The sequence below is a fragment of the Gardnerella sp. DNF00550 genome (assembly GCF_049262685.1).
Classification (GTDB): Bacteria; Actinomycetota; Actinomycetes; order Actinomycetales; family Bifidobacteriaceae; genus Bifidobacterium; species Bifidobacterium leopoldii.
This window is the reverse complement of record NZ_CP058397.1, coordinates 1,105,398-1,124,770: the sequence shown is the minus strand read 5'-3', so window position 1 is coordinate 1,124,770 and position 19,373 is coordinate 1,105,398. Positions and strand designations below refer to the sequence as shown.

The window sequence follows — 19,373 nt, the reverse complement described above, 5'->3', positions numbered from 1 at the left end:
ATGGCAAAAACCGCTCTGAAAAACAAGGCGGCCGCCAAGCCGAAGTTCAAGGTACGCGCTTATACGCGTTGCCAGGTTTGTGGTCGTCCTCACTCCGTGTATCGCAAGTTCGGTCTGTGCCGCATCTGCCTTCGTGAGAAGGCTCATCGCGGTGAGTTGCCGGGTGTTACGAAGTCCAGTTGGTAAATATCGACGCTGAAGGTCCACTGCTTGAAGACAAAGTTCTCATATAGAGGCGGTGGAAACCACGGCGAGAAAGGGCGTTAGCCCACATGACAATGACAGATCCAATCGCAGACATGTTGACACGTCTGCGTAATGCGAGCGCGGCAAAGCACGATACCGTGGAAATGCCGTACTCCAAATTCAAGGCGAATATCGCCGAGATTCTGAAGCACGAAGGCTATATTAAGGACTTCGCTGCTAAGGAAGCTAAGGTTGGACAGACGTTGGAAATTACGTTGAAGTATGGCTCCAATGGCCAGCGTTCTATCCAAGGCATCAAGCGCATTTCTAAGCCAGGCTTGCGTCGTTACGCAAAGTCTGATGCTTTGCCAATGCCTCTTGGTGGCCTCGGTATTGCTATTATCTCGACCAGCTCGGGATTGTTGACTCAGAAGGAATGCCTCGATCGAGGCATTGGCGGCGAAATCGTCGCCTACGTATGGTGAGAAAGGAGAGCTGAAGATGGCATCGCATATTGGTAAGCTCCCCGTCGACATTCCTGCAGGCGTGGAAGTAAAGATTGAAGGTCAGTCCTTCAGCGTCAAAGGCGCTAAGGGTTCTGATTCTTATGAAATTCCAGAGGGAATCACCGCAGCAGTCGCTGACAATCAGATTGTTCTGACTCCAGTTGACGATTTGCGCCCAACTCGTGCAAAGCATGGTTTGGCTCGCGCAATTGTTGCTTCTATGGTGAAGGGTGTGCATGACGGCTACACCAAGACTTTGGATATTGTCGGTACCGGTTATCGTGCAGTGATGAAGGGCAAGGGCATTGAGTTCTCGCTCGGTTATTCTCACACTATTACCGTTCAACCACCGGCAGGTATTGAGTTCGAGTTGCCAAATCCTAACCAGGTAATCGTAAAGGGCACCGATAAGCAGACTGTTGGTCAGGTTGCTGCTAACATTCGTAAGCTTCGTGCTCCAGAACCTTACAAGGGTAAGGGTATTAAGTACACCGATGAACGTATCCTGCGCAAGGCTGGAAAGGCTGGTAAGTGATATGAGCGTTAAGATTTTCGGTAAGGGTACCAAAGTCGCACGTTTGCGTCGTCACGCCCGTCTTCGTAAGCACATTGCCGGCACATCTGAACGTCCTCGTTTAGTTGTTTCCCGTTCTAACCGTCATATGGTTGCTCAGATTGTGGATGATACCAAGGGAATTACTTTGGTAAGCGCTTCCACTTTGACTGCTGACTTCGCTGGTTTCACTGGCACGAAGACTGAAGCTGCAACCAAGGTTGGCGAATTAGTAGCGGCTAAGGCGAAGGAAGCGGGTATCACCGCTGTAGTCTTCGACCGTGGCGGTAACAAATATCATGGTCGCGTCGCAGCAGTGGCTGAAGGCGCCCGTCAGGGAGGTCTGGCACTGTGAGCGACAACGAAAAGGAAACCCAAGTGGCTGAAGAAACTCAGAACACTCAGGCATCCGCTGAGGAGCGTAACGATGATCGTCGTTCTCGCCGTAACAAGGGCGAGGGTAAACGCGGCGAACGTCGTAATCGTCGTGAAGAAAACCGTGGCGAAGAGCTTCTGGATCGCGTAGTTACTATTAACCGTGTTTCCAAGACCCACAAGGGTGGTCGTACCTTTAGCTTTGCAGCACTTGTTGTTGTTGGCGACGGTAAGGGCACTGTTGGTGTTGGTTACGGCAAGTCTCGCGAAGTTCCAGCTGCTATTGCTAAGGGTCAGCTTGACGCTAAGAAGCATATGTTCACTGTTCCACGCATTCGTGGTACCGTCACTCATCCAGTGCTCGGTCACGATGCTGCTGGTACTGTGTTGCTCCGTCCAGCTGCTCCAGGTACTGGTGTAATTGCTGGTGGTGCTGTGCGCGCTGTTATGGAATGCGCCGGCATTACGGACATCCTCACCAAGTCCATGGGCTCTGCAACTGCTGTAAACGTAGTGCGTGCTACTGTGGACGCTTTGAAGAAGCTCGAAGAGCCAGAAGAGATTTCTGCTCGTCGTGGTCTTTCTCTTGAGGAAGTCGCTCCTGATGCTTTGCTCCGTGAGCGTGCTGCCGGCATTGCCGAAGCTCGCAAGGCTCGCGAAGAAGCTCAGGCCGCCAAGGCATCTGAAGCAAAGGATGGTGAGTGATGTCAAATTTGAAGATCACTCTGGTGCATGGTTTAGTTCATACAACTGAGCGCCAGCGCGCGAATGTTCATACGCTCGGCCTTCATAAGATTGGTCACAGCGTAGTTCGCGAGGACACCCCCGTCAATCGTGGCTTGGTTATGGCCGTTCGCCACTTGGTGAGCGTCGAGGAGGTCGACTGATTATGGCTAACGAAGAACCAATGCTGCATATGCACACGTTGCGTCCAGCTCCAGGAGCTAAGAAGGATCGCATCCGTGTAGGTCGTGGTGAAGGCTCTAAGGGTAAGACCTCAGGTCGTGGTGATAAGGGCACAAAGAAGCGTTATCAGGTTCGTCCTGGCTTCGAAGGTGGCCAGCTCCCACTGTACATGCGCTTGCCTAAGTTGCGTGGCTTCAAGAGTCCTTTCAAGAAGGAATTCCAAGTCGTCAACGTTGCAGATCTTGCTGAACTTTTCCCAAAGGGTGGCGAGGTTACTGTAGCTGACCTTATTACTAAGGGCGCTGTACGTGATGGCTATCCTGTAAAGGTTCTTGGTGATGGTGAATTGACTGTTGCCTTGACTCTTAAGGGTATGAAAGCTTCTGCTTCTGCTAAGGCAAAGGTTGAGGCTGCCGGCGGCTCCATCAGCGAAGAGTAGTTAAAGGCTACTTAAAGCTTGATGCAGTTATAAATCTGTGATAGTCCCTCTAGCATTGTCTAGAGGGACTATTTTTATCACCAAAACTCACCAATAACCTATTTCAGTAGGTACCGTGGGTTAAACTATTGCCTCAGAGTTTGTTTTTTGCACTGTTGCGCCTAGGAGTGCGCGAAAAAAGGGAGGAAGACCCAGGTGAAAACGTTAATCCAGGCCTTCAGGACGAAGGAGTTGAGGAACAAGATCCTCTTCGTCTTCGCTATGATAATTATTTATCGTATTGGTTCATTTATTCCGATTCCGGGTGTGGACTATAAAGTTGTGCATGCTTGCACTGTTAAATTAGCTTCATCGAGCGAGAACTTTATTGGGTTAGTTAACTTGTTCTCAGGTGGCTCGCTGTTGCAGCTTTCTATTTTTGCTTTGGGAGTTATGCCTTACATCACTGCTTCCATTGTGATTCAGCTTTTGCGCGTGGTTATTCCTCGCTTTGAAGCTCTTCATAAGGAAGGTCAGTCTGGAGAAACAAAGCTTACGCAGTACACGCGTTATCTAACTATTGGATTGGCAATTTTGCAATCTACTACGATTTTGGTAACAGCACGTACGGGTGCTTTGTTTAATTATCAGTGCGGAAATAATATTATTCCAGACGGAAGCATGTGGAGCCTTATTGTCATGGTTTTGATCATGACTGGCGGTACTGGTCTTATTATGTGGATGGCAGAACTCATCACCGATAAGGGTATCGGTCAAGGCATGTCTGTCTTAATCTTTATGTCTATTTGCTCTGGCTTCTTGCCAAAGCTTTGGGAAATTGGTTGGGGCACCAACGGTTCTAATGGCGATTGGAATAAGTTCGCTATTGTTGGTGGCGTTTTGATTGTTATCCTCATATTTGTTGACTTTGTTGAGCTTGCTCAACGTCGTATTCCTGTGCAGTATACGCGCCGCATGATTGGCCGAAAAATGTATGGTGGCTCTTCGACTTATTTGCCATTAAAGGTGAATATGAGTGGTGTTATTCCACCAATCTTTGCTTCGTCAATTCTTGCTGTTCCTACTCTTATTGCCCAGTTTGGAGATAAGAGCAAGGCTTGGGTGAATTGGATTGAAGCTAATTTGGCTAATTCCACTTCTGCTTGGTATATTGCGTTTTACACAGTAATGATTGTGTTCTTCTGCTTCTTCTACACAGAGATTACTTTTAATCCTGATGAGACTGCAGATAACATGAAAGAGTATGGTGGCTTCATACCAGGTATTCGTGCTGGTAGTGCTACAAGTCATTATCTTAGCTATGTTATGAACAGGTTGAATACTGTCGGTGCTATTTATTTGCTCTTTGTTGCATTGATTCCTACCGTTTTGATTATGGCTTTGCATTTGAATACAAAATTGCCATTCGGTGGTACAACAATTTTGATTATTGCTGGCGTTGGTTTGGATACGTTGCGTCAAGCAAAGGCTCAGACTGAACAATTCCAGTATGCTGGTTTCTTGTTCAAGCATGATGAGCAAAAGCAAGTATCTAAGTAACTACAGTTAGCGAGCCAAGGAGATGAATATGCGATTACTAATTATGGGTCCACAGGGCGTTGGAAAAGGCACTCAGGCCGCTTTGTTAAGTGAGCATTATGGCATTCCAGCGATTTCTACTGGTGATATTTTCCGCTATAACCTTAAGAATCATACTGAGCTTGGAAAACAGGTTCAGGGATATCTTGACAAGGGCGAGTTGGTTCCAGATGAGCTAACTAACAACATTGTTAAGGATCGTCTTGCTCAAGATGATGCAAAGAGTGGTTGGATTCTCGACGGTTATCCTCGCAACGCTTCTCAGGTTCAAGCTTTAGATCGTATGTTGGAAGAGCTTGGCACTCCTCTTGATCACGTTGTGGCTCTCGAGGCTGAGCGCGATGTTTTGCTCGAACGCATGCAAAAGCGTGCAGTGGAGCAAGGCCGTTCTGACGATACTCCAGAAGTAATTGCTAAGCGTTTGGAAACGTATGAGAAAGAAACAGCTCCATTGCTTGATATTTATGATAGCCGCGGTCAGTTGGTTGAAGTAGATGGCGTTGGAGATATTAAGGAAATCAATAATCGCATTGTTGAATCACTTAATTAAGTAGTGCGTTTTTAAATTTAAAAAGTAAGATGCGTTCTATTCGACACGCCGAGTGTTGAATGGGACGCATTTACTGTATTATAGAAGATTGGCGTGTCTTCGGATGCGCAAAGTAGTATGCCCAAGGAACGGAACGAGGCTCATGGCAAAAGACGGTGTGATTGAAGTCGAAGGCACGGTAGTAGAAGCACTACCAAATGCGATGTTTCGCGTTCAGCTTGAGAATGAGCACATTGTTTTAGCTACGATCTCTGGTAAGATGCGTAAAAATTATATTCGCATTCTTCCTCAGGATCGTGTAGTGCTAGAGATGAGCCCTTACGATCTGAATCGTGGGCGTATTACGTACCGTTATAAGTAAGGTACAAGCAAAGGAAAACCATGAAGGTCAGCCCTAGCGTGAAGAGGATCTGCGAAAACTGCCGCGTGATCCGCCGTCACGGCCGCGTCATGGTGATCTGCATTAACCCACGTCATAAGCAGCGTCAGGGCTGAGCAGATTTCCATCGCGGAATACAAAGAATAAGGCGCTAAGTCACAGCAGAAGCTGAACCCTGGGTGCGCAGGCCCAGGCCGCATTTAATTTCTATTAATGCGGAAGACTTGGTGCACGACCTGCGTAACAGTAAAGGAATTACAATGGCACGTCTTGCCGGAGTAGATATTCCCAATGAGAAGCGCATTGAGATTGCCCTCACCTACATTTTTGGTGTTGGTCGTACTCGCGCTAAGGAAACGCTTGCCGCGACCGGTGTTAATCCGGACACTCGCGTCAAGGATCTTACGGATGAACAGCTGATCACCTTGCGTGATTATCTTGAGGCCAATTACAAGATTGAAGGCGATTTGCGTCGTGAGATCGACGCTGACATCCGTCGTAAGATTCAGATCAACTGCTATCAAGGCCAGCGTCATCGCAAGGGTCTTCCTGTGCGTGGTCAGCGTACCAAGACTAATGCTCGTACTCGCAAGGGTCCGAAGCGTACTGTCGCCGGGAAGAAGAAGGCCACCCGATAGTAGTCGGTGGTCGGCTCTAGGCCACGGATATATTTCCATCGTCTAGACATACCAACTCATTCGTCATTAGGAAACGAGGGTCAATGGCAGCTGCAAAGCAAGCCTCGCGCAAGCCGCGTCGCCGGGACCGCAAGTCGGTGCCGGTTGGGCAGGCGCATATTAAATCAACATTCAATAACACGATTATCTCCATTACCGATCCATCCGGTGCAGTCCTTTCTTGGGCTTCCGGCGGTGATGTCGGCTTTAAGGGTTCCCGTAAGTCGACTCCTTACGCTGCAGGTATGGCTGCTGAGTCTGCCGCACGCAAGGCAATGGAGCATGGCCTCAAGAAGGTCGACGTGTTTGTTAAGGGTCCAGGTTCCGGTCGTGAAACCGCTATCCGTTCCCTCCAGTCCGCGGGTCTCGAAGTTGGTTCTATTACCGACGTTACCCCGCAAGCGCATAACGGCGTACGTCCACCAAAGCGTCGCCGCGTCTGAGCACTCTTACGAATCCATCCATCCAACCCGCTTATGGGCGGCGAGTGCACCACCGACCAGAAGCTGAAAGGATACCAAAGTGCTTATCGCACAGCGTCCGACACTTACCGAGGAATCACTGAATCCCCAGCGTTCTCGCTTTACTATTGAGCCGCTGGAACCAGGTTTTGGCTACACTCTCGGCAATTCGCTGCGTCGTACCTTGTTAAGCTCTATTCCAGGTGCTGCCGTTACTTCGGTTCGCATCTCTGGAGCTCTGCATGAGTTTACGACTCTGCCAGGTGTTGAAGAAGATGTCACTGAAATTCTGCTGAACATCAAGGGCATCGTGCTCACGAGTGAGTACGACGAGCCTGTAGTGATGTATTTGCGCAAGAATGGTAAAGGTGAAGCCACTGCTGGAGATATTACTCCTCCAGCCGGTGTTACTATTGCTAACCCTGACTTGCATATTGCTACACTCGCAGAAGATGGTGAACTTGAAATTGAGTTTACTGTTGAACGCGGTCGCGGCTACGTGCCAGCTCAGATGAACAAGCAGGAGAACAGCGAAATCGGCCGCATTCCTGTGGATTCGATCTACTCACCAGTTTTGAAGGTGAGCTATAAGGTCGAAGCTACCCGCGTGGAACAGCGCACGGACTTCGATAAGCTCATCCTGGATGTGGAAACCAAGCCAGCTATTACACCGCGTGATGCAGTTGCATCTGCAGGCTCGACTTTAGTTGAGCTTTTCGGTCTTTGCCGTGAGCTTAACGTTGATGCTGAAGGTGTTGAAGTTGGTCCAGCGCCAACTCATGATGAAGCTGATTCTCAGTTGGCTATACCGATTGAAGATATGAATTTTACTCAGCGTAGCTATAATTGCTTGAAGCGTGAGGGTATTCATACAGTCGGCGAACTGGTAGTTCACACTGAGCAGGATTTGCTCGATATTCGTAATTTCGGCATGAAATCCATCGATGAAGTTAAAGAGAAGTTGCAGGCAATGGGTCTGTCTTTGAAGGCTTCACCGATTGGCTTCGACGCCAATAATCTCGAAGGTGGCACTTTCTTCTCGCCTGAAGACGAGTAAGTTCCGCCTGCAATCGTCGTAACGTTCGGATGTTCGGGTTGATGCCCACCTGAGCGATGCGACAATAAGGAGTAATAATGCCTACACCGAAACAAGGCCCTCGTCTGGCTTCTAGCCCGGCTCATGAGCGCCTGATGCTGGCCAATATGGCGACCAGCCTCTTCCAGCACGGTCGTATCGTAACGACGTTGCCAAAGGCAAAGCGTCTTCGTCCGCTTGCTGAGCGTTTGATTTCATTCGCTAAGCGTGGCGATTTACATTCGCGTCGTCGTGTGTTGCGTGTAATTCGCAACAAGTCCGTGGTTCACGTGCTTTTCACTCAGATTGCTGAGCAGATGAAGCAGCGTGAAGGTGGTTACACCCGCATCGTGAAGATTGCTCCACGTCGTGGTGATACCGCTCCTCAGGCAATTATTGAGCTCGTGACTGAGCCAGTAAGCCCAAAGAAGGCTGTTGTGAAGGAAGCTGAAGCAGCTACTAAGGTTGCAGCTAAAGAAGAAGCTGCCGAGTAGTTTATATTCCAGCTTTACGCATCGGTAAAGTGAATCTTAAAGCAAGCGTTTAATCGCTTCTTAAAGAATTGCTAAGACGAGTCGAGGTTAGTTCCTCGGCTCGTTTTTTATTTGTATTATTATTAAGTTATGCCGAATATTATTGATTTGTTGCGCAACGATTTCTCTACCTTCGCTCAGCGCAAGTTTAATGCCGTGGATGCGCTGATTTTGTGCGAGCTATCTTATATAAATATGCCAACTTCCGTGCCAAAATATTGCGATAATCCAAAGAATATTTCGACTGTATCTATTAACGAATTGCTTAGAATAGAAGACTATTCGTCAATGTTTGCTTCTGGGGCTCCTAAAGTAGATAAATTCCGTAGGAAGCTGCTTCTTGCTGTCGCTTCCAGCCCTAGGTATAGGGGAATTCGCGTAGGGGAGTATCTTGAGAGGTTTGATGAATCAAATATTGACGAATCATTAGAACAGCAGTTTGCTGGAGTTACTTTTGATCTTAGCAATTGCGAGGGGATTGATAATCCTCATACTCTTGTTGTTGCGTATCGTGGCACTGATAATACGCTTGTTGGGTGGAAAGAAGATTTCAACATGGCTTTCCGCTGCCCAGTGCCAGCGCAAGAATCTGCTGCTGAATATTTGACTTCTGTAGCGCAAAGATATAGCAAACGTTATTCTAATAAAAACTTCTTTAATAAACTTTTTGCGAACAAACTTTTTGCCCGCTTTTCAAAATCTTCCGTAGACTTGCAAAATAATAATTCAAATATTATTGTTGTCGGTCATTCAAAAGGTGGGAACATGGCTGCTTATGCGGCTATGCGCTTAGATGCTACAAGTCAAAAACTAGGTGACCTTGTATCAAAAATTTATTCTATGGACGGCCCTGGTTTTGCGTCTGATGTAGTGGATACAAGCGTTTTTGCGAATGTTTCAAGTCGTATTGAAAAAGTAGTTCCGCAGTCTGCTTTTATTGGACTGATTATGGATACTGGGGTGCCGTATAAAGTCACGACTGCCGATTCTATTGGCTTAATGCAACATTTTGGCATGTATTGGCAAGTTAAGAATGGCGATTTTGATTACTGCGATTGCGTAACGCCGCGCGCGCTGGCAGTTTCTAAGGCAGCGAACGAGTGGATGATGAATTTGCCGTTTGAAGAGCGCAAGCGCAGGATTGACGCTGTTTATAAGATTTTTAGTAATTTGGGTTACCCAACTTTTGATGAAATGTCTTTGCATTGGTCGGAAGTTGTTCCTAAATTATTGAAGGTTGCGATGCATATGGATTCAAAGACTCATGAGCTGATTCGTAGTGTTATGAGCGCTTTTGCGCTTGTGGGCGGTTCGGATAAGAAAAGCTAGTGTAAAGTCTGTTTGGAAAGGTTTTTAAATGCGACTTCGCTTGGATTTGGCTTATGACGGCGGCGGATTTTATGGTTGGGCTAAGCAGCCTACTTTGCGCACTGTTCAAGGTGATATTGAAGCAGCATTGCATATGGTTTTGCGTGTCCCGGAAAATGATCCTACTGAATCGTTGCGTCTTACTGTTGCTGGTCGTACGGATACTGGCGTTCACGCATCTCATCAAGTGTGTCATTTAGATATTTCAGATGAAACATTGCAACGTTGCATAGGGCATACTGGTTTAGATGGTGTTAGTGCGTTGGAGTATAGGCTGAGGCACGTTCTTGCGCAGGATATTGTTATACACAAGGTTAGTGTTGCGCCTTATGGCTTTGATGCTAGATTTTCTGCGCTAGAGCGCACATATGTGTATCGTATTGCTGATGGGTATTGCAAAGCTAAATATGATCCTCGTATGCGCGGCTTTGTTTTGCGTTTTGATTCAGAGCTTGATATTGATGCTATGAATCAGGCTGCGCGTCTTATGGTTGGTTTGCATGATTTTGGCTCATTTGCTAAGCCGAATCCTGGCGGAACTACTATTCGCAAAGTTAAGCAGGCTCGATGGCACAGAGTTGGGTCAAAGGATGCGCAGAATAGTACTGGATTTGTTCTTCCTATTGAACAAAGTTTGCTTGAATTTACTATTGTCGCTGATGCTTTTGCGCACAATATGGTGCGTTCTCTTGTGCAAGCTTGTGTGCAAATTGGTTGTGGAAAGCGTTCTCTTGATTGGTTTGAGGAAAAGATTAATGTTCCTCTTCGTGAAGGCTCGACGGGTCCAATTGATCCTCATGGATTGACATTGGAATATGTAGCTTATCCTCCTGATGAGGAGCTTGCTTCTCGCGCTGAAAAAATTCGCGCTCGCCGTGATTCGTCTGAGTTATAACGTTTCAACGCACCATGGATTTTATATTCGCGGCATGGTTTACAATTGAAAAGTTGCGTTTGTGCGCGCTTGCAGTGCGACAAATCGCAAGTGGATGAATGTCCGAGCGGTCTAAGGAGCACGCCTCGAAAGCGTGTGAGGGTAAACTCCTCCGCGAGTTCGAATCTCGCTTCATCCGCGAATTAACCAAGCCTAAAGCTGTAAATTGCTTTAGGCTTTTTTAATTCGCCGAGCTTGCGTCAATAAAGACGCAGGCAGGGCAGACTAGTGTATTTCCGCGCAAGCTCAGCAGCAAGCGCGTAATCCGCGCGAACTTTCTCTCGCGTTTGGAGCGTTTTGTTTTGGAAATTGCTCCAAACGTGCGCAACTTATCTCGCGTTTGAAGTCAAGTCCTGTTTTGTGTGTAAAGGGGAATGCCGTATAGGCTAAAAGCACTAAGTTTAAGTTTTACTTCAAAATAAGTTTTGCATCAGTAGGATACCCAAGCTCATAAGCTCTTAACAGTCTAGATGTGATTAATTGCACAATTGCATTTTTAAGAGTTTGTTGGGCGCGCATTACAGAATCGTTATCATCGCTTTTTGCAGTAACGTTATTCTCGGATGCATTATTATTTTTTGACGTAATCGTTATTATTTGATTAAAAGCAGCTAGTTCTTCTCTAGCGCAATCCATGTAAGCTATAGCGGTAATCGGCAGATCTTTTCCGTTTACTGAATCATGTGTTTTTCCGCTTTCTAACGTCTCTTGAGGAATATCGTAAACTTTTTTGCGCAAGTCTGTTCCTTCTCCTGCAGCTCGCATAAGAGTTTGAGCATTTGTCGACGCCATATCGCTGTATTCCAATGCAATATTTTGCTCTTTTCGCGCTGCTAGTGTCTGTAAAATAAAAGCAAGTTTGTCTTCAGCTTCTGCAGCTTGAGCCAAGGGCTGATGTGTCCATTTGAAGTTTTTGTAATGATTTATTACTTCGATAAGATTCGCGTATGAATCGTGCTCCATTTGTTGCGCTGTTGTAGTTTTTGTATTTTCTGAGCTTTCGTTTCCGCTTTTATTGCTTACATTATTTGAATTTTCGTCACTATTTTTCTTTGAAAGCATTTCCCATTGAGCTTGCGTGCTGTATACAATGCTTTCGCTTAATCTTCCTGGGCATTGCTGAGCGACAGTTTTCCAATATTTCGCTGCGGTTTCAAAATCCTTAAGGGATGTGTTATTCTGGTTCTTTTTGATTTCGCGCTGCCTTTTTTGCGCAAGCCTGTATGCTTTAGCACATGCATTTTCTGGAGCTGCTGTGTGAACTGTATGCTCGACATGAATGTTTTGCAATGTTCCGCAAGCGGTTAAGAGTGGAGATATTAAAACGCATATAAGAAGCACGAGTGCTCTGGCAATACTGCGTTTTACTTGTTTGTGCATATCATTTAACAAAACATAAAGTGTCTGCATAATCTACTAAAATAGCCACTGACTGTGACCAATATCGATTTATTAATTTGGTATTTGTTCTAAGTCTGTAACAATTAAAGCTAACTGTTGTTAGAAGAAAAAAATAAGTGTGCTCTAATAGTTACAATTAATAATCATAAATTAATGCGTTATAACGAGAGGACGTGCGCGATGGAATTGGATTTGGCGGGAATGCATCAGCTTGCGGCACAGCAGGGGATTAATGCCGAGGAGCTGGACGAGGCGCTCGCCGAGGCCTTGCGTCTTGCGTATATGAAAACCGCTCATCCTGCAAAGCATGTGCGAGTTGAATTGGACGAACGTGCAGGTTCGTTCACTGTGTGGGCTAGGGATGAAATTCCTGGTAAACCTACTGAAGATAACCCGTATCCAGCCCCAACGCTGGGAGAGGAGTATGACGATACTCCACGTGATTTTGGTCGTTTAGCTGCTGCGACGGCTCGTCAAGTTATTAGTCAAATTTTCCGTAAAGCTGAAGATGACCGCGTATTTGGTGCGTTTTCTGGTCAAAAAGGCAAGCTTATTAACGGCATCATTCAACAAGACGCAAAAGATAACACTAACATCCACGTTGCTGTTGGAGACGTTGAAGCTATTTTGCCGCGTCGCGAGCAGGTTCCAGGTGAACGTTACCGCCATGGCGAGCGTATTCGCGTATATGTTGTAAATGTTGCTCGCGGTCTGCGTGGTCCAGAAATTGTTGTTTCACGTTCACATCCTGAATTAGTTCGTCGTCTTTTTGAGCGAGAAGTGCCGGAACTTGTTTCTGGAGCAGTTTCTATTATGTCGATTGCGCGTGAAGCCGGTGCTCGCACAAAGATTGCTGTTAGAGCTAATACTGAAGGTGTGAATCCAAAGGGTGCTTTAATTGGTCCTGGCGGTTCACGCGTGCGTGCTGTAATGGAAAACTTGGGTCAAGAGAAGATTGATATTGTGGATTGGTCGTCTGATCCAGCAAAGTTTGTTGCTGCTGCTCTTTCGCCTGCTACTGCTACACAAGTGCAAGTAGTGAGTGAAAAGAATCAAACTGCAGTTGCTTTTATTCATGATGCTCAGCTTTCTCTTGCTATTGGTAAAGAAGGTCAGAACGCTCGTTTGGCTGCAAAGTTGACTGGTTGGAAGATTGGTATTGAGTCTGCGGAAGAGCATGCTAAGAAGGTTGCTGCAGCTCAAGCACAAAATGCTCAGCCTGCTTCAGTTGATTTGAATAATAACGCATCTGCTGCTGAATAGATTGTTAATTGAGAAGTGCTAAATATTTTTTAGATTGATATTTCCGCAATGTTTAGCACTTCTTGATTGTTTATTTTGCTAGTGGTGTGCAAATAAAGTAGTCTCTCGTGCAGCGTTTGGCGACACTCGAGCCAATCCAACGTTTCGAGTATGCTAAAAGCTGGAATCTGGGCGAAAGGCAATCGCCATCGTCCGGCGGGAGACGAGGTATAAGATCATGGTCGCACGATGATATATCGCACGATAATAAATAATAAGCTCGCAATAATGTAAAGTGGTCGCGTGTACTAGCGCTGCCACAGACAGAGGAGAACACTGAGTGGTTAAAAAGCGCGTGTATGAACTGGCCAAAGAATTTGGTGTAGACAGTAAAACCGTGTTGGAGCGTTTGAAGAGCATGGGTGAATTTGTTAAGTCTGCTTCTTCAACAGTTGAGGCTCCAGTAGTCCGTCGTTTGCAAACAGCGTTAGCATCTGACGGAAATAAGTCCGAAAAGGCATCTAGTGCAAGTAAGCCTGCTGCGCCAAAAGCTAAGCCTCAAGCTAAGCCGCAGGCTAAACCTCAAGCTAAAGATTCGTCACACAGTGATTCTGTAGCTGGCTCTTCTGCTAACCAGCCTGTGCATAACACAGCTTCTCATTTTGCTCCAAAGCCGGGTGCAAATCATACTCGTTCAAACAATACTTCGCGTTCTAATGCGTCTGCCGGCGAAAATAGAAAAAATGATCGCCGCAATGATAATCGCGGCGAATCGCGACAGCAAGCTCAAGGTCAATCTCACTCAGATCGTTCACAGATGCCTCCTCGCCCTCGTCCGCACCAGAATGCACAAGGTGCAGGTGCATCTGCTCCACGTCCTGGTAATAATCCGTTTAGCCGTAAGCAAGGTATGCGTGCTCCTACACCTGGAGATATTCCACGTCCTCATCCGATGTCTCGTCCTGGCGCTGAAAATGGCCGCGGTGGTCGTCCGGGTCAAGGTGGCTCTGGAGCTCAAGGTTCGCGTGGTGAACGTGCAGAACGCGGTGGTCGCTCACGTGGCGGTCGCTCTGGTCAAGGTGGCGCACGCTCATCGCAGTGGTCGGGTCAGCGTCGCGGTCAAGGTGGCGCAGGTGCAGGCTCCGGTGCATCTTCTCGCCCATCTGCAGAATCTCGTTTTGCGTCTCAAGGAGCTAGTTTCCAGGCTGCTGCAGCGGGCGCACCTAATGGTGGTCCATCGCGTAGTGGCGGTCGCGGTCGTGCAGGAGCTGCAGGCGCATTCGGTCGTCAAGGTGGTAAATCTTCTAAGGCTCGTAAGAATCGCTTAGCGAAACGTCGTGAATACGAAGAGCTTAAAGCACCAGTGATTGGCGGTGTGCGTATTCCTTCTGGTAACGGCGCTACGATTCGCTTGCGTCAAGGCGCAACTCTTTCTGATTTGGCAGAAAAGATCGATGTAAATCCAGCAGCTTTGGTAACTGTTCTCTTCCACTTGGGTGAGATGGCAACAGCTACACAATCTTTGGATGAGTCGACATTCCAAATTTTGGGTGAAGAAATTGGCTGGAATATCAGCATTGTTTCTGCTGAAGAAGAAGATAAAGAGCTTTTGCAGCAGTTTGACATCGATTTGGACGAAGAAGAGCTGCAAGAAGATGACGATTTGCAGTCTCGTCCGCCTGTAGTAACAGTTATGGGTCACGTCGATCACGGTAAAACTCGCTTGCTTGATACCATTCGTAAGTCGAATGTTATCGATCGCGAAGCAGGTGGCATTACTCAGCGCATCGGTGCTTATCAAGTAACTGTAAATCTTGAAGGAAAGCCTCGTAAGATTACGTTCCTCGATACTCCAGGCCACGAAGCGTTTACTGCTATGCGTGCTCGCGGTGCTGAGCTTACAGACGTTGCAATTCTTGTTGTTGCAGCAGACGACGGCGTGATGCCTCAGACTGTTGAAGCTATTAACCACGCTCAAGCTGCTCATGTGCCAATTGTTGTGGCTGTGAACAAGATTGATGTTGAAGATGCTAACCCAGATAAGGTTCGCGGTCAGCTTACAGAATACGGTTTAGTTGCTGAAGATTACGGTGGAGACACCATGTTTGTGGATATTTCTGCAAAGCAGGGCACGAACGTCGATAAGCTTCTTGAAGCTGTGTTGTTGACTGCTGACGCTGAGCTTGATCCTAAAGCAAATCCAAATATGGATGCTCGCGGTGCAACTATCGAAGCTCGACTCGATAAGGGTCGTGGTGCTGTTGCTACTGTTCTTGTGCAGCAAGGTACTCTTCACGTCGGTGATTCTATTGTTGCTGGCACTTCTTATGGTCGTGTGCGCGCTATGCTCGACGAGAACGGCAAGCATTTGCAGGATGCGGCTCCTTCCACTCCTGTTCAGGTGCTTGGTTTGACCTCTGTTCCAACCGCTGGCGACTTGTTCTTGGTTACTTCGGACGACCGTTCTGCTCGTCAAATTGCTGAAAAGCGCGCAGCTACAGAGCGTGCAGCTCAGCTTGCTAAGCGTCGCAAGGTTGTGTCTCTTGAAAGCCTTAAGGAACAGTTCGCTAAGTCTGAAGTTGACATGCTGAACATCGTTATTAAGGGCGATTCTTCTGGTTCTGTTGAAGCTTTGGAAGATTCCTTGATGAAGATTGAGGTCTCTGAGGAAGTTGGCATCCAGGTTATTCACCGCGGTGTTGGTGCAATTACTCAGAATGATGTGAACTTGGCAACTGTCGATAAGGCTGTGATTATTGGATTCAACGTGCGTCCAAACCGTCAGGTTGCTGATTTGGCTGAGCGTGAAGGCGTGGAAGTTAAGTACTACTCGGTTATTTACAAGGCAATCGAAGATATCGAAGCTGCTTTGAAGGGTATGCTTAAGCCAGAATTTGAAGAGGTTGTCACTTCTCACTCTGAGATTCGCGAAATCTTCCGTTCTTCCAAGTTCGGCAATATTGCTGGTGTTATGGTTCAAGATGGCGAAGTCAAGCGCGGTACGAAGTGCCGTATTTTGCGCGACGGCGTTGCTACAGTCAACGACTTGGAGATTTCCAGCTTGCGTAGGTTTAAGGATGACGTGCAATCCGTTAGCGAAGGTTATGAAGCTGGTATTAATCTCGGCAGCTTTAATGACATTGAGCTTGGCGATATAATCGAAACCTTTGAAATGAAGCAGATTGAGCGCAAGTAATTATGGCAGGAACGAATCCTAGAGCTGCACGTATTGCAGCATTAATTCAGCGCGTAATCGCTTCCAATATGGAATCGCATTTGCATGATAAGCGTTTGGCGAGTGTAACTATTACGGAAGTGCGCGTTACGAACGATTTGCAAATTGCAAAGGTTTACTGGACTCAACTTGGTCACGAAGGCAAAGAGCAGGGCGAGCGTCAGCGTGCAGCACAAGCTTTGCAGCAGGCTCACGGTCGACTGCGCTCTTTGGTCGGTGCAAAAGCTGGATTGCGTTTGACTCCTCAATTGCAATTTATTTATGACGAAGTGCCGTCTGAAGCGCACGAAATTGAGGATATTCTTGTTGCAGCTCGTCATCGTGATGAAGAATTAGCTAAGTTGCGTGAAAATGCTAAGTATGCTGGCGATGTCGATCCGTATAAGAAGCCACGCGAAGTTGAAGAATCTGACGATGATTTCGATGACGACGACGATTTTGACGACGACGATGACTTTGAAGAGGGCGACTTTGAAGACACGTCTGAATCGTCTGACAACAATTAAATCTCAAAGCAAACTCAATGTGAATCGTATAGTAGCTAGATTTAACTTATGTGCATACCAGATTCAGGATTACTGCTTGTAGATAAGCCTCAGGGCGTTACAAGTCACGATATTGTTGCATGCGCTCGTCATTTGTTGCATACAAAACGAGTTGGGCACGCAGGAACGCTTGATCCTATGGCAACAGGATTGCTAATCATAGGTTTTGGCAACGCAACGCGACTTTTAAATTACATGTTGGGGCATGATAAAACCTATGAAGCAGTAATCCGCTTAGGAGAAGCAACTACTACTGATGATGCAGAAGGTGAAATTCTTCCGGATGACGCATTAAATATAGGTCCGGGGGTTCACGTCGCTAATAAAGACATGTCTTTTGAAAAGTCACTGTCTTTTGAGCGAATTAAGCAAGTTGTTAGCGAAAATTTAGTAGGCAAAATTATGCAAGCTCCTACTGCTTTTTCTGCTATTAAAATTAATGGTCAACGCGCTTATGATTTAGCGCGCGAAGGAAAATCAGTAGAGATTGCTCCTAGAGAGATATTTGTTAGTGATTTTTCAGTGAGTAATCCTCGAATTGCTAGGGGAGTGAGTGGGAAACTCGTATGCGATATATCTGCAAAAGTTTCTTGCAGTAGTGGAACATATATTCGCGCTTTAGCTCGTGATTTAGGTCGCTTACTAGGAGTTGGTGGACATCTTACTCAGCTTCGTCGCACTAGCGTTGGTGATTTTTCGGTTACTGATTCGCGAGTTCTTAAACTTCGCTCGCAAATGCGAGAATTTACTGATCGCAATGGAGTATTGCAGCATCGCTCAAAAGCAGTTCCTAGTGACGATTTTGACGCAAATAATATGCTTCCTAAAATTTGCTTAAATATGATGGATGCAGCTTCGCATTCGCTTCCAACTTTAAGCATTGATGAGAATCAAGCTAAAGACTTACGTTTTGGGCGCTGGATTGAGCTTAAATCTGGCATAAATTACGAAAATTATCCTGCAATAGCGTACGTTTCAAACGCAAATACTGAGGAATGTGACGTTGTTGCAGTAGTTGAATTGACAAAAAATATAAAAAGTAATCAAATCAAACCAATTGTGGTATTTCCGGCAAGCGAGAAGACTGGTAAACTAGATAAGTATTTAAAATAACGAATTGCGTATTTTGCGTATTTTGCGTAGTTTGCTTGAGTAATGCTTGAACGCGGATAGTAAGGATATCATGAAGGTCATCGACATTCGACCAGATGCCAACGGCATGATTAATTGGCCAACGTTAAGTGCAGAGCGTAAAGCGGTTGTTACCATTGGCGTATTCGACGGTATGCACAAAGGTCATCGCGAGGTTATTCGTCGTACTGTGGATCTTGCGCATCGTCATGGAGCGTTTTCAGTAGTGATTATGTTTGATCCGCGTCCAAGCGTAGTGCATGCTAATCCTGATTTATACGATGATTTTGGCGACGTTAATTCTAAACTTCCGGGCGATCCGGATGCTCTTACAAGCGTGCGTCAACGTTTGCGCGTGATGTCACAGTTGGATGTTGATCATGTTGTGATTGTGCGCTACAGCCTTGCTTTTGCTGCAAAATCGTACCGTTTCTTCTTAGGTCAGCTCGTTGGAAAGCTTGGTATGCGAGCATTAGTTCTTGGCTCTGATGCTGCGCTTGGTGCTCGTCGTGCTGGTGATATCAAAGCAATTCGTGAGTTGTCTCAAGCAACTGGAGTTTTTGAGCTTATTGAAGTAGAGGATTTGGGTCCAGATGACGTTCGCGTGCCTGATCCTATTGTTCGTGAAGTTCCACAGGAGCCTGGAGATCCTAAAGATCCTTCTGAGGGCATGAATAAAGCTGAATATCGTGCTTGGAGTAAGAGCATGCCAAATAAGAAAGTGCGTGCTTGGAGTTCTACAAATGTGCGCTGGATGTTGGCTACTGGTCGAGTCAAAGAAGCGCGTGAAATTTTGGATCAGCCGCATCGCGTTGAAGGAACAGTAGTTCATGGAGACGAGCGTGGGCGCGAGATTGGATTCCCAACAGTAAATCTTGGCGAAAAAATTGAAGGCTATGTGCCAGTTGATGGCGTGTATGCAGGCTGGGTTGTTGATTTAGATGCTGACAATAAGAACGATGTCAGACCATCGAAAAATGCTGTTCCAGATGTGAGTGTTTTGCGTCGTGATGAGCTTCATTTAGGCGTTCATTCTCCGTGGCGTTGGCCTGCTGCGATTTCTATTGGAACTAAGCCAACATTTAATAAAGATGGCGAAGAAGATGCAGAGCGCACTGTTGAAGCTTACGGATTGTTCGACGATTGGAAAGACTTGTACGGGCATCGCGTTTGCATTGAGTTTGCTAGTTTCTTGCGTCCGCAACAGGCTTTTGACTCAGTTGACGCGCTAAAAGATATGCTCAAAGCTAATGTTGAGCAAGTGCGCGAGATTACAGATGCTGAAGCTGAAGTCTGATT

Annotated in this window: 22 protein-coding genes, 1 tRNA gene and 2 pseudogenes; 24 read left to right on the top strand and 1 reads right to left on the bottom strand. The window is 46.5% G+C overall.

The annotated features are described in order from the left end of the window. From HXT29_RS04425 to HXT29_RS04340, 18 genes are all read left to right on the top strand, one after another. Positions 1–186: a type Z 30S ribosomal protein S14 gene (locus tag HXT29_RS04425; protein ID WP_003808046.1), complete on the top strand. Its 186-nt coding sequence runs from the start codon at positions 1–3 to the stop codon at positions 184–186. 86 nt (positions 187–272) lie between these two features. Then, the gene (gene rpsH / locus HXT29_RS04420) at positions 273–671 is read left to right on the top strand and encodes a 30S ribosomal protein S8 (protein ID WP_004105495.1); all 399 of its coding nucleotides are present in this window, start codon (positions 273–275) and stop codon (positions 669–671) included. Positions 672–687: 16 nt separating this feature from the next. Further along, positions 688–1,227, top strand: a complete 540-nt coding sequence (gene rplF / locus HXT29_RS04415) for a 50S ribosomal protein L6 (protein ID WP_004105494.1) — start codon at positions 688–690, stop codon at positions 1,225–1,227. A 1-nt stretch (position 1,228) separates the two neighbouring features. Next, positions 1,229–1,600 (top strand): 50S ribosomal protein L18, encoded by a 372-nt coding sequence (gene rplR, locus HXT29_RS04410; protein ID WP_004109670.1) that lies wholly within the window; start codon positions 1,229–1,231, stop codon positions 1,598–1,600. Next, positions 1,597–2,325: a 30S ribosomal protein S5 gene (gene rpsE / locus HXT29_RS04405; RefSeq protein WP_004574087.1), complete on the top strand. Its 729-nt coding sequence runs from the start codon at positions 1,597–1,599 to the stop codon at positions 2,323–2,325. The genes rplR and rpsE overlap by 4 nt, the downstream gene beginning before the upstream one ends. After that, positions 2,325–2,507, top strand: coding sequence for a 50S ribosomal protein L30 (gene rpmD / locus HXT29_RS04400; RefSeq protein WP_004105491.1), 183 nt, complete (start codon positions 2,325–2,327; stop codon positions 2,505–2,507). The genes rpsE and rpmD overlap by 1 nt, the downstream gene beginning before the upstream one ends. A 2-nt stretch (positions 2,508–2,509) precedes the next feature. Then, entirely contained in the window at positions 2,510–2,965 is a 456-nt protein-coding gene (gene rplO / locus HXT29_RS04395) for a 50S ribosomal protein L15 (RefSeq protein ID WP_004105490.1), read from the top strand. Between the two features lie 195 nt (positions 2,966–3,160). Next, positions 3,161–4,504 (top strand): preprotein translocase subunit SecY, encoded by a 1,344-nt coding sequence (gene secY, locus HXT29_RS04390; protein ID WP_004574086.1) that lies wholly within the window; start codon positions 3,161–3,163, stop codon positions 4,502–4,504. Positions 4,505–4,532: 28 nt separating this feature from the next. Then, the gene (locus tag HXT29_RS04385; RefSeq protein ID WP_004574085.1) at positions 4,533–5,093 is read left to right on the top strand and encodes an adenylate kinase; all 561 of its coding nucleotides are present in this window, start codon (positions 4,533–4,535) and stop codon (positions 5,091–5,093) included. 142 nt (positions 5,094–5,235) lie between these two features. Then, positions 5,236–5,454 carry a translation initiation factor IF-1 gene (infA, locus tag HXT29_RS04380; protein WP_004105485.1) on the top strand — a complete coding sequence of 73 codons (219 nt, stop codon included), beginning with the start codon at positions 5,236–5,238 and terminating at the stop codon, positions 5,452–5,454. Positions 5,455–5,474: 20 nt separating this feature from the next. Next, complete coding sequence (gene rpmJ / locus HXT29_RS04375) at positions 5,475–5,588, top strand: 50S ribosomal protein L36 (RefSeq protein WP_003842636.1); 114 nt, start codon at positions 5,475–5,477, stop codon at positions 5,586–5,588. Positions 5,589–5,732: 144 nt separating this feature from the next. Further along, complete coding sequence (rpsM, locus tag HXT29_RS04370; protein WP_004105472.1) at positions 5,733–6,110, top strand: 30S ribosomal protein S13; 378 nt, start codon at positions 5,733–5,735, stop codon at positions 6,108–6,110. Positions 6,111–6,193: 83 nt separating this feature from the next. Beyond that, positions 6,194–6,592: a 30S ribosomal protein S11 gene (gene rpsK, locus HXT29_RS04365; RefSeq protein WP_004105468.1), complete on the top strand. Its 399-nt coding sequence runs from the start codon at positions 6,194–6,196 to the stop codon at positions 6,590–6,592. A 79-nt stretch (positions 6,593–6,671) separates the two neighbouring features. After that, positions 6,672–7,667: a DNA-directed RNA polymerase subunit alpha gene (locus HXT29_RS04360; RefSeq protein WP_004574084.1), complete on the top strand. Its 996-nt coding sequence runs from the start codon at positions 6,672–6,674 to the stop codon at positions 7,665–7,667. Between the two features lie 77 nt (positions 7,668–7,744). Next, positions 7,745–8,179, top strand: coding sequence for a 50S ribosomal protein L17 (gene rplQ / locus HXT29_RS04355; protein ID WP_004129014.1), 435 nt, complete (start codon positions 7,745–7,747; stop codon positions 8,177–8,179). 129 nt (positions 8,180–8,308) lie between these two features. After that, on the top strand, positions 8,309–9,547 hold the full coding sequence (locus HXT29_RS04350; RefSeq protein ID WP_004105456.1) for an Mbeg1-like protein: 1,239 nt from the start codon (positions 8,309–8,311) through the stop codon (positions 9,545–9,547). A 28-nt stretch (positions 9,548–9,575) separates the two neighbouring features. Further along, positions 9,576–10,481: a tRNA pseudouridine(38-40) synthase TruA gene (truA, locus tag HXT29_RS04345; RefSeq protein ID WP_421789152.1), complete on the top strand. Its 906-nt coding sequence runs from the start codon at positions 9,576–9,578 to the stop codon at positions 10,479–10,481. Between the two features lie 92 nt (positions 10,482–10,573). Continuing rightward, a tRNA-Ser gene (locus tag HXT29_RS04340) sits at positions 10,574–10,659 on the top strand. Between the two features lie 269 nt (positions 10,660–10,928). Here the strand turns inward: HXT29_RS04340 and HXT29_RS04335 are convergent. Continuing rightward, on the bottom strand, positions 10,929–11,930 hold the full coding sequence (locus tag HXT29_RS04335; protein WP_004105452.1) for a hypothetical protein: 1,002 nt from the start codon (positions 11,928–11,930) through the stop codon (positions 10,929–10,931). 171 nt (positions 11,931–12,101) lie between these two features. Between HXT29_RS04335 and nusA the strand changes: the two genes are divergently transcribed. The 6 genes and pseudogenes from nusA (at position 12,102) to ribF (ending at position 19,371) form a co-directional block, all read left to right on the top strand. Then, complete coding sequence (gene nusA, locus HXT29_RS04330; RefSeq protein ID WP_004105450.1) at positions 12,102–13,184, top strand: transcription termination factor NusA; 1,083 nt, start codon at positions 12,102–12,104, stop codon at positions 13,182–13,184. 319 nt (positions 13,185–13,503) lie between these two features. Continuing rightward, positions 13,504–13,651 (top strand): annotated as a pseudogene (locus tag HXT29_RS04325) (translation initiation factor IF-2 N-terminal domain-containing protein); the annotation flags it as partial. Positions 13,652–13,827: 176 nt separating this feature from the next. After that, positions 13,828–16,359, top strand: a pseudogene (gene infB / locus HXT29_RS04320) (translation initiation factor IF-2); the annotation flags it as partial. Between the two features lie 2 nt (positions 16,360–16,361). Next, positions 16,362–16,904: a 30S ribosome-binding factor RbfA gene (gene rbfA / locus HXT29_RS04315; protein WP_422118310.1), complete on the top strand. Its 543-nt coding sequence runs from the start codon at positions 16,362–16,364 to the stop codon at positions 16,902–16,904. A 48-nt stretch (positions 16,905–16,952) separates the two neighbouring features. Beyond that, positions 16,953–18,056 (top strand): tRNA pseudouridine(55) synthase TruB, encoded by a 1,104-nt coding sequence (gene truB / locus HXT29_RS04310; protein ID WP_422118309.1) that lies wholly within the window; start codon positions 16,953–16,955, stop codon positions 18,054–18,056. A gap of 70 nt (positions 18,057–18,126) precedes the next feature. Further along, positions 18,127–19,371, top strand: coding sequence for a riboflavin kinase (ribF, locus tag HXT29_RS04305; RefSeq protein ID WP_180946745.1), 1,245 nt, complete (start codon positions 18,127–18,129; stop codon positions 19,369–19,371). Positions 19,372–19,373: the final 2 nt, after the last annotated feature.

Coding starts and splice junctions, on each gene's coding strand:
- rpsK (WP_004105468.1), top strand. CDS start 6,194: ATGGCAGCTGCAAAGCAAGCCTCGCGCAAGCCGCGTCGCCGGGACCGC.
- rplQ (WP_004129014.1), top strand. CDS start 7,745: ATGCCTACACCGAAACAAGGCCCTCGTCTGGCTTCTAGCCCGGCTCAT.
- rbfA (WP_422118310.1), top strand. CDS start 16,362: ATGGCAGGAACGAATCCTAGAGCTGCACGTATTGCAGCATTAATTCAG.
- rplF (WP_004105494.1), top strand. CDS start 688: ATGGCATCGCATATTGGTAAGCTCCCCGTCGACATTCCTGCAGGCGTG.
- ribF (WP_180946745.1), top strand. CDS start 18,127: ATGAAGGTCATCGACATTCGACCAGATGCCAACGGCATGATTAATTGG.
- rpsM (WP_004105472.1), top strand. CDS start 5,733: ATGGCACGTCTTGCCGGAGTAGATATTCCCAATGAGAAGCGCATTGAG.
- truA (WP_421789152.1), top strand. CDS start 9,576: ATGCGACTTCGCTTGGATTTGGCTTATGACGGCGGCGGATTTTATGGT.
- nusA (WP_004105450.1), top strand. CDS start 12,102: ATGGAATTGGATTTGGCGGGAATGCATCAGCTTGCGGCACAGCAGGGG.
- HXT29_RS04425 (WP_003808046.1), top strand. CDS start 1: ATGGCAAAAACCGCTCTGAAAAACAAGGCGGCCGCCAAGCCGAAGTTC.
- rpmD (WP_004105491.1), top strand. CDS start 2,325: ATGTCAAATTTGAAGATCACTCTGGTGCATGGTTTAGTTCATACAACT.
- rplO (WP_004105490.1), top strand. CDS start 2,510: ATGGCTAACGAAGAACCAATGCTGCATATGCACACGTTGCGTCCAGCT.
- HXT29_RS04335 (WP_004105452.1), bottom strand. CDS start 11,930: ATGCAGACACTTTATGTTTTGTTAAATGATATGCACAAACAAGTAAAA.
- truB (WP_422118309.1), top strand. CDS start 16,953: ATGTGCATACCAGATTCAGGATTACTGCTTGTAGATAAGCCTCAGGGC.
- rpsH (WP_004105495.1), top strand. CDS start 273: ATGACAATGACAGATCCAATCGCAGACATGTTGACACGTCTGCGTAAT.
- HXT29_RS04385 (WP_004574085.1), top strand. CDS start 4,533: ATGCGATTACTAATTATGGGTCCACAGGGCGTTGGAAAAGGCACTCAG.
- infA (WP_004105485.1), top strand. CDS start 5,236: ATGGCAAAAGACGGTGTGATTGAAGTCGAAGGCACGGTAGTAGAAGCA.
- HXT29_RS04350 (WP_004105456.1), top strand. CDS start 8,309: ATGCCGAATATTATTGATTTGTTGCGCAACGATTTCTCTACCTTCGCT.
- rplR (WP_004109670.1), top strand. CDS start 1,229: ATGAGCGTTAAGATTTTCGGTAAGGGTACCAAAGTCGCACGTTTGCGT.
- rpmJ (WP_003842636.1), top strand. CDS start 5,475: ATGAAGGTCAGCCCTAGCGTGAAGAGGATCTGCGAAAACTGCCGCGTG.